Raw genomic sequence first — 8069 nt, 5'->3', positions numbered from 1 at the left:
TCGTAGCAGAAATGGTCATGACCCGCACATTATCTGAAAAACCTACCCCCAAAAGTGGGGGCATCCCGCCCGAGGTGCAAGCCCTGCTCGACACCCTGGCGCTCATCCTGACCCCCACCCCCCGCGAGCAGATCAAAAGCCCCGCCGACGTTGCCGCCCTGCTCATGGTCGCGATGGGGCGGCTCGACCAGGAAGAACTACGCGTCGTCTTGCTCGACACCAAAAACCGCGTCCAGCGCATCAGCACGGTCTACAAAGGCTCGGTGAACAGTGCGATGATCCGCATCGGCGAAGTCTTCAAAGACGCCCTCCGGCTCAACAGTGCGGCCCTGATTGTGGCCCACAACCATCCGTCCGGTGCGCCAAGAAGCGCGTAGGTAGAGCGTTCCAATGCGGAACCCTGCAAAGGAGTGTGCAGGTGGCTAGGGGGACAGGCGTCGGAACCAGAGGCACAAGGCGTCTGAAGCTCCCCCGACAATGTGGCTAAAGGGAACCTTACACCCCTGAGAGCTGCTAGCCAGAGCGATGTTATGGTCACGCGAGAAATTGCCGTCTGACGCGCCGTAGGTTGGACCACCCGACGATGGTAAGGGGAGGGTGGAGCTGTCGGAACATCCTTTTCGCTTGGGAGGGATGTCGGTTTCGGAAGGGCCAAGGGGCAACGGCACTCCCACGAACACCGTGGCCCCCCGACAGCGAGCGAGGCGACGAGCCGAGCAAGGCGTACAGGCAAGACCTACCACATCGTGAAGACGTTACCTATGTGAACTTGGGAACCACCTATGAGCGCAGAAGGGGAACCCGAAGCGCATGCTCTCCTGAAAAGGAGTAGGTCAGCCTGCGACCAATGCCATAGGTGGGGCGGAGCCCCCGTAGTAGTCAGCAGCAGGGAAAGCCTGCTACACGGCGAAGGGGGGCAGTTAGGTACAGTGTTAGCCCTATGCGAACTACGCCGGAGGAAGGATGTATGAGCCTGACAAAGATGGTGGAAAAGCAGAAGGCCCTGGCGGAACTGGCGCAAAAGCACCCAGCCCACAGGTTCACCAACCTGTATAGTCTGCTGCACTGGGACTATTGGATGCGAAGCGCCGCCGATGCGGTTCTGGCACGACCAGGAAGTTCGACTGCGGGGGTAGACGGGAAGACACGCGACGACTTCAAGAAGCACTACGAGGAACAACTCGCCTCGTTGGTTGGAGAAATGAAGACGAAAACGTATCAACCCACACCGGTTCGCCGGGTCTACATCCCCAAGGGTAACGGAAAAATGCGCCCGCTGGGCATACCCGCCCTTCGGGATCGTATCGTTCAAGAGGCCCTACGAGCTATCCTAGACCCCATGTACGAGACGGACTTCCATCCGCACTCGTATGGGTTCCGCAAGGGTCGCTGCACGATGGACGCCGTGGCGGTCATTATGCCCCTCTTCAATGAGAGTAACAAACACTACTACGTCATCGAGGGAGACATCAAGAGCTACTTCGATACGGTACACCACCGTAAGCTCATGCAGATCCTTCGGAGGCGCATTGGAGACCAGGACGTACTTGACCTCATCTGGAAGCTCCTCAAGGCTGGCGTGATGGAACAGGGCCTCTTTGCAGAAACCGACGAGGGAGTACCACAGGGAGGCGTCATCTCACCGCTGCTCGCAAACGTCTATCTCAATGAGTTCGACAAGTGGGCAGAAGAACGGTGGGAACTGAACCCTTACGAACGGTCGAAAAGACGCAAAGCCGGTCGCGGCAACTACAGAATGGTTCGGTATGCCGACGACTTTGTAGTGGTCAGCAACGACACCATCGAAGGTGTCAGACAGGCCCGTGAGGACATCCGACACTTCCTCCAAACCGAACTCCATCTCGACCTGTCGGAGGAGAAAACACTGATCACCCACGTCAACAACGGCTTCAACTTTCTGGGTTTCCACATCCAGAGAGTGCGGCCAGAGGGACGGTGGGTAGTGCATCTTCGACCGTCAGAAAAGGCAAAGGACAAGGTTAAACGGAGGATCAAGGAACTCACAACCAGAGGATGGACTTGGCTTGATGAATATACCAGGCTGACCAGCCTTAATGCCATTGTGAAGGGGTGGGCCGAATACTATCGGTACACCAGCCTGCTCAGTGACCTAGAGGACATCACCCGGTATGTGTGGCACCGCTACCTCAACTGGCTGCTTGCCAAACACAAAGGCAGCAGATCGGGCGAGCTTGTCAAAACCAAGACCAAGGTGATCCACAACAGAACACGGTGGACAGCAACGGTGCGTGAAGGGGATAAAACCTTAGAAGCGTACCAATGGCTTCCAACCAGGAAGGAACTCAAACGTGGACGCTACCCCCAAAAGGGCCGGGACGGTTTTCCGCACCCGTACCTCACGGAGGAGCTACGCCAAGTGAACTTCCCAATGGGAGAACTTGGGCCAGATGAGCAACTATTCCTTGCCACCGTGGGCGTCCCAAACGAAAAGCGCGGGGAACCCCGGACAATGGCGGAAACGAAGCTCAGGGTCAAAATGCGGGACAGCTTTCAGTGCGTCCGCTGTGGAAATATCCGCGATCTTCGGGTACACCACAAACGAGGCACCAAGTCGCACCGCATGGACGACCTCGAAACACTGTGCCTAGCCTGTCACCACGCAGAACATGGATACGCCAGCAAAGAGCAAGCCTAATGGAAAGCCGGGTGCGAGGAAACCCGCAAGCCCGGTTTGGGGAGAGGGGTAGAGGAAACGTGCGCTCTGAGAAGACGTAACGCGCCCTGCCCCTACTCTACGGGATCCGACGCCATCGCCGGAAGACATCCTGGTCACCCGTCAGATTGTCGAGGCCGGGAAGCTGTTGGACTGCGACGTGCTCGATCGTGCGCCGTGCAAGTGCGCGTAGCAATACGCGCATGAAGTGTGTGTAGCAATGCTCTGAAAGGAGACAGGTTCCTACCAAGCCTGAGCCTGACCAGGCAGGCGACGGGAGCGATACCCCCCCGTGGTCTGAAGCCCTGGGAACACGCGGAAACGGGCGGCAATCCAGCCCGACCCCTGACCGCAAGGCTGAGTGTGGACATGACGAACGCAAGTGAACGCTCAGTAGAACCGCCTCCATACGTCACCTCACCCCAAATGCTGGAGCTATGGGTGAGAGACAGCCTACCCAACGCTTGGTCGAGCGACAGGGATGGCCCTTTGGTCCAGGGGCGCGGTCTGACTGGTAGGCACGTCAGACCGAGGTTGTCGAGCCTGCAAGGAGCAGGTACAGGCGGATAGAGCGCGTCTACCTCCACGCGATGACGGTTACACACGCAACACGGGAAGGCGTGGGAGCTACCCGCAAGGGTTCGGCAGGTATGCGGCTTACATACTCCCACGCTGGCGGAGCCGCCGTAGTAGTCCGAGCCGGGGAAAGCCCGGTACATGGCGAAGGGCGGCAGGTTATACGGCCACTGTTGCCATTAGGAGATTCACATGAATATGCCGACGGAATTGTGTCGGATGCAGGTCTCCGAACTCCAACGGAGGCTGGCGAAGAAGGCGACCGACAAGCCCGAACATCGGTTCACGAAGCTGTACGACCTGCTCACCTGGGAGCCGCTGATGGCGTGGGCCTTCGACAAGCTCATGACCAATATCGGCTCGCGCACCGCTGGCATTGACGGCATGGACAAGAGGACAGCCCAGCAGAACCGCGACAACATCATCGCGGAACTCCGAGGCCAACTCAAAGCCAGAACGTACAACCACCAGCCAGTGCGCCGGGTGTATATCCCGAAAGCAAACGGGAAACGCCGCCCGCTAGGTATCCCGACGCTGGTAGACCGATTGGTTCAACTGATGGCAAAAGCCATCCTCGAGCCCATCTTCGAGAGCGACTTCCGACCGGAAAGCCACGGTTTTCGCCCTGGGCGCAGCTGTCACACCGCGATGGCCCATCTCTTCCAAGCGACGGCTCCCCGTCAAAAGAAGATGTATTGGGTCGTCGAAGGCGACATCACCGGCTGCTTCGACCACATTCAGCACAACATCCTGATGCGTCTGCTCCGGCGGCGCATCCAGGACGCCAAGCTGCTTGGGGTCATCTGGCAGATGCTCCGGGCCGGGGTCATGGAAGGCGAGTTGTTCAAGAAATCCCCAGCAGGCACGCCGCAGGGCGGCATCATCTCGCCGCTCCTCGCGAACGTCTACCTCCACGAGATAGACGCGTGGTTCTATCAGAACTACACGGGCCTGAACTACAACGAGAAGAACAAGCGGCGGAAACGCAAAGAGGGGAACGCCTTCTACGTGCGGTACGCCGACGACTTCGTTGTGGCTTGGAATGGCACGAAGGAAGGGGCAGAGCGGCTGAAAGCCGAGCTGTCTACGTTCCTCCGCGACGAACTGGGGCTGGAGCTATCAGCAGAAAAGACGCACCTCACGCACGTCACCGAAGGGTACGACTTCCTCGGTTTCACGGTGAAACGGTACGAAGGCCGCGGAGACGGCAGAAACGACCTGATCATCCGACCGAGTGAGAAAAGTGTGATGAAGCTCAAAGCCAAGATCAAGGCCATGACCAAGCGGGGAACCACCCTCGATGCGGTCAGGGATAAGATCGAGGCGATGAACTATCTTCTGAAGGGCTGGGCAAACTACTACCGGCACCAAGCCTCAAGTAGTACCTTCGACTATATAGGCAGCTACGCCTTCAAGCGAATGGAAACCTGGCTCCAGAAGAAGACGCGCCAACGGATACGAGCAATCTACCGAGCGTATTACCGCAAACCCGGACGCTATCACACCTGGGTAGCCGGGGGGATGGCCCTCTATCACCCTGGCGTCCTCACCAAGATAGAACGGATGCGGTACGCTCACCGTCCCAACCCGTACCTGAACACGACAGACGAAGTGTATCTCACCTACCACCACGACCCGCATGCCGGGAAGGAATGGGGAGGGGCGCACTTCTACGGCGAGGAATGGACGAAAGTGCGGGCAGAAGTGCTTGCACGGGACGGGCGGAAATGCCGAGTTTGTGGCAAAGGCGGGCGAGTAGAAGTGCATCACCTCCGGCCTCACCAGCCAGGACGACCGCACGAGCTACATAACCTGATTACGCTCTGCGCGACCTGCCATCGACAGGTACGCGACCCACAGAGCGAAGTCAGTCGCCAACTCGCCAGAATAACACCGTAGGACTGGAGAGCCGGATGCGTTGAAAGGCGCACGTCCGGTTCGGAGAGGGGCGTGGGGAAACGTACTCACGGAAACGTGGGCAACGCGCCCTGCGCCTACTCTACATCTGGTCGTCGGGCACGGGTGTTATGTCAGTATGCGCGAGCGAGGCTTGGGCTTTCCCACCTGAGTGTCGTGTCTCGCGTAACTCCGGAATGGAATCGAATCTCACGTAACTCCGGAAAACGGAGATCCAGTTTTGGTGCATTGCAACGCCATGTCACAGCACCTATGCATTGCCAGGGCCCGGGGGTGATTGCACCTCCGGGCCCTGGTGCGTGGTGACCAGAGGTATGCAGCGACGCCTGTCTGACGTCCATCCTGCTGAACGCTTGCTCACCCAGACCCGTGCCAGTTCCTCATCCTCGCTGAGGATCTCCAGGCAGACCAGGCTTCACTAGGCTCGCGAGATCGGTGAGTGGACTGCGATAGCCCTGGGCCATCATGCTGGCTAACCACCGATTGGCTTGATCGAGTGACGCATGATGCCGCTCAACACTCAGCACCAGGCATCCGAGTGACCCAGAGAGCGCAACGGCGTGGCGACGCGCCTCGTCCCGCGCTGCCCGATCATCGGTCAGCATGAGCCAGGAGCGTTGCCGCGCTATCGCGAGACAGGCGCGTTCGCCACGATGCAAGCGTGCGGGCATCATCGCAAAGAGCTGCAGTTCCGCCTCGGTCATGCTCACCAATTGCAACCACCCGTCAGCGGCAAAAGGCGTGATGACCTGCTCCACCCCATCAAAAAACGTATATCCCTCCGCCTGGGCATCCTGAATCTCGGCCAGTACCTCCAGCGGGAGCGCGAGGACACCGAACAGGTTACGGAGCAGATCAAGGTGGCCAATCCGAGCGAAATTGGACAGAACCGTCGTATTTGTGATGATGCTCACGGGCATGCCTCGCGCAAGGCGGCAACGTCAGCTTCGGCCTCGGCCAGCGACTCGACTCCCAGGCGGATAGGGATGCCTCGGGCCAGGAGGTGCTCGTGCATCTGGGGCCAACTCACCCCGGCCAGGGCCGCTGCGTGCGCCAGCGACAGCGCTTCATGCGTATACCGATAGATCGCGACGCCCACGCGCAAATCCGGCTTGAGGCGGAGCAACTGCCGCAGCGCATCTTCCATGACGGCTGCTTCACTGGGATACAGCTGGGCATTGACTAACTCTTGGGGCGTAATCATCCGGTGGTTCCTTCCCGCAACGCCCACGCGGCGCGACCTCGATCAACGCGAGGAACCGCAGGTGCGCGCATCGTCGTGCCTCTCGATGGGTGCCGCACCCCCGGCCAACCAGGGCCGGGCGCGGTCACGTCGTGTTCCTCCCTCGATTATAGCATCCCCTTCAACCGGCGTGACCGCTTGGCCCAGCACACGAGCCTCCAATCCCTTTTTACGCTCAACATCGAAATGGTGGTACCTGGCGTTGTCCCGCGTGAGAACCAAGTTGCCAATGTCATGGAGACACACCTGCCGGATTTTTGGCTTCCAATCCCGTTGCCACAAGGATCGTGGTGGCAGCGTCTGGGGCAGGATGTGTTCGCTTTGAACCGGTTGCTCACCCTGATTGCCGCCGGCCTCGCCAGTGGGTAACCGCCGCTTCCCTAGGGGCCGCGCTTGCCTTGAGCAGTCCTCGACCTTCTTGCGCTGCCCATGCAAGCACCGGCGGGTCATCTCCTCCCGACAAACCAGCATCTTGCACGCGAACGATATCCAGGCTGGGAGCGCGACGAAGCAAACCACGAACAATGTTGGTATTGAAATGCTCGTCAGCAGCCAAACAGAGCATCGCATGATGACCTTGGTTGATCTCGACGCGCGAGTAACCGGTCGCGAATGCCAACAGGGTCAAACTGCGCCTCGTTGTGCGCTCGTAAGAGCGCTGCTCGTTGCTGACGCTCCGCGAGATAGGCGTCTACGTCCGCTCGGTGCTGCAGGAAGTACCCAATGACCCAAGACACATCGGCAAGGTGGAGTGACGGATACTGCTGCACGATTTCTTCTGCCGTAGCTCCCTCTCGAAACGCAACAACCACGGTTGTCTTGCAGCAAGCGCAAGCGCTTCACAGGTAGGCTATCGACCGTTTGGCGATCGTGGGGATGGTACGAGGAAAACCGTCGTAGGGGTTATGGGTTGCCGCCCAACGCCAGCTTTCAGCGGCGCTGCTGGCAGGTTTGTAGATCGAGGCGAGTATAAGCACGAGACGGCGTGATAAAAAACCGCCAGCTCACGAGACGCGCCAGCGGCGTCCGCTGCGAGCCATGTTGGGCGGACGGGCTGACAGTATATGATAGAATACTGCGTTATTACGGCGTATATGTATATTTTCTGTCAATCCTTATACTTGAGATAAGCACCTTGAATTCCAATACTCATGTGATTTTGCTCCTAAAGAATTTAGCCAACCTCTCGCTATACACACTGTTCTATAAGGCTATTTTGGCCGACTTGGACTAGTTTTCAGAAGGCCACTTATCACATTTTCTGTAATCCATAAAAATTCTGTCGTTTTTTGGCAGTAATCTTTAGGACGAAAATCCTCCTCTTCGCTTGGCATTGCGATCTCGTGGCAAAATGAATGTCTATTTTTGAAGATAGCAGCGATAGTTGATAGTAATTCAGCAAGGGTGTCTATTTCTTCAAAAAGTGTCTGTTGCATTGGTAATTGTGCTCTCGTAGCCTTGAAGATCTCCATAAAGTCTTTTCCTAATAGTTTACTCATGTTGGTTATGATGTCTTGTAAGTTGTTAATACTGATTAGATGCGCTATAAACTCCCCGATCGTTACCGAATTATTCTGAAGAGAGTATCCTCCCCAAAACCGCTGGACAGAGGGTGACAGCGAAGCCAAAGTCTGGTAG

The 8069-nt window shown here is 57.8% G+C and carries 6 protein-coding genes and 2 pseudogenes; 4 read left to right on the top strand and 4 right to left on the bottom strand.

From position 1 onward, the window contains the following. From EYB53_RS26465 to ltrA (EYB53_RS24430), 4 genes and pseudogenes are all read left to right on the top strand, one after another. Positions 1-365 (top strand): annotated as a pseudogene (locus tag EYB53_RS26465) (JAB domain-containing protein); the annotation flags it as partial. 602 nt (positions 366-967) lie between these two features. Then, positions 968-2677: a group II intron reverse transcriptase/maturase gene (gene ltrA / locus EYB53_RS24440; protein WP_167857604.1), complete on the top strand. Its 1710-nt coding sequence runs from the start codon at positions 968-970 to the stop codon at positions 2675-2677. A gap of 115 nt (positions 2678-2792) precedes the next feature. Beyond that, positions 2793-2888, top strand: a pseudogene (locus tag EYB53_RS26180) (hypothetical protein); the annotation flags it as partial. Between the two features lie 575 nt (positions 2889-3463). Beyond that, a complete protein-coding gene (gene ltrA / locus EYB53_RS24430) occupies positions 3464-5170 on the top strand; it encodes a group II intron reverse transcriptase/maturase (RefSeq protein WP_135482081.1) in 1707 nt (568 codons plus the stop codon). Between the two features lie 398 nt (positions 5171-5568). Here the strand turns inward: ltrA (EYB53_RS24430) and EYB53_RS24425 are convergent, their stop codons facing one another. From EYB53_RS24425 to EYB53_RS24405, 4 genes are all read right to left on the bottom strand, one after another. Then, complete coding sequence (locus EYB53_RS24425; RefSeq protein WP_135482079.1) at positions 5569-6102, bottom strand: PIN domain-containing protein; 534 nt, start codon at positions 6100-6102, stop codon at positions 5569-5571. Then, complete coding sequence (locus EYB53_RS24420; RefSeq protein WP_135482077.1) at positions 6099-6392, bottom strand: UPF0175 family protein; 294 nt, start codon at positions 6390-6392, stop codon at positions 6099-6101. Before EYB53_RS24420 ends, EYB53_RS24425 begins: the two co-directional genes overlap by 4 nt. A gap of 42 nt (positions 6393-6434) precedes the next feature. Continuing rightward, positions 6435-6881, bottom strand: a complete 447-nt coding sequence (locus tag EYB53_RS26825; RefSeq protein WP_371879155.1) for a GmrSD restriction endonuclease domain-containing protein — start codon at positions 6879-6881, stop codon at positions 6435-6437. Between the two features lie 761 nt (positions 6882-7642). Further along, positions 7643-8069 (bottom strand): hypothetical protein (locus EYB53_RS24405; RefSeq protein WP_205712757.1); only part of this gene is annotated, 427 nt, incomplete at its 5' end.

The organism is Candidatus Chloroploca mongolica (assembly GCF_004762035.2).
Taxonomy (GTDB): Bacteria; Chloroflexota; Chloroflexia; order Chloroflexales; family Chloroflexaceae; genus Chloroploca; species Chloroploca mongolica.
This window is presented reverse-complemented; position numbering and strand designations above follow the sequence as displayed.

What these genes read in the sequence shown, in the direction of transcription:
- EYB53_RS24420 (WP_135482077.1), bottom strand. Translation starts at nt 6,392, where the DNA reads ATGATTACGCCCCAAGAGTTAGTCAATGCCCAGCTGTATCCCAGTGAA.
- ltrA (WP_135482081.1), top strand. Translation starts at nt 3,464, where the DNA reads ATGAATATGCCGACGGAATTGTGTCGGATGCAGGTCTCCGAACTCCAA.
- ltrA (WP_167857604.1), top strand. Translation starts at nt 968, where the DNA reads ATGAGCCTGACAAAGATGGTGGAAAAGCAGAAGGCCCTGGCGGAACTG.
- EYB53_RS26825 (WP_371879155.1), bottom strand. Translation starts at nt 6,881, where the DNA reads ATGACCCGCCGGTGCTTGCATGGGCAGCGCAAGAAGGTCGAGGACTGC.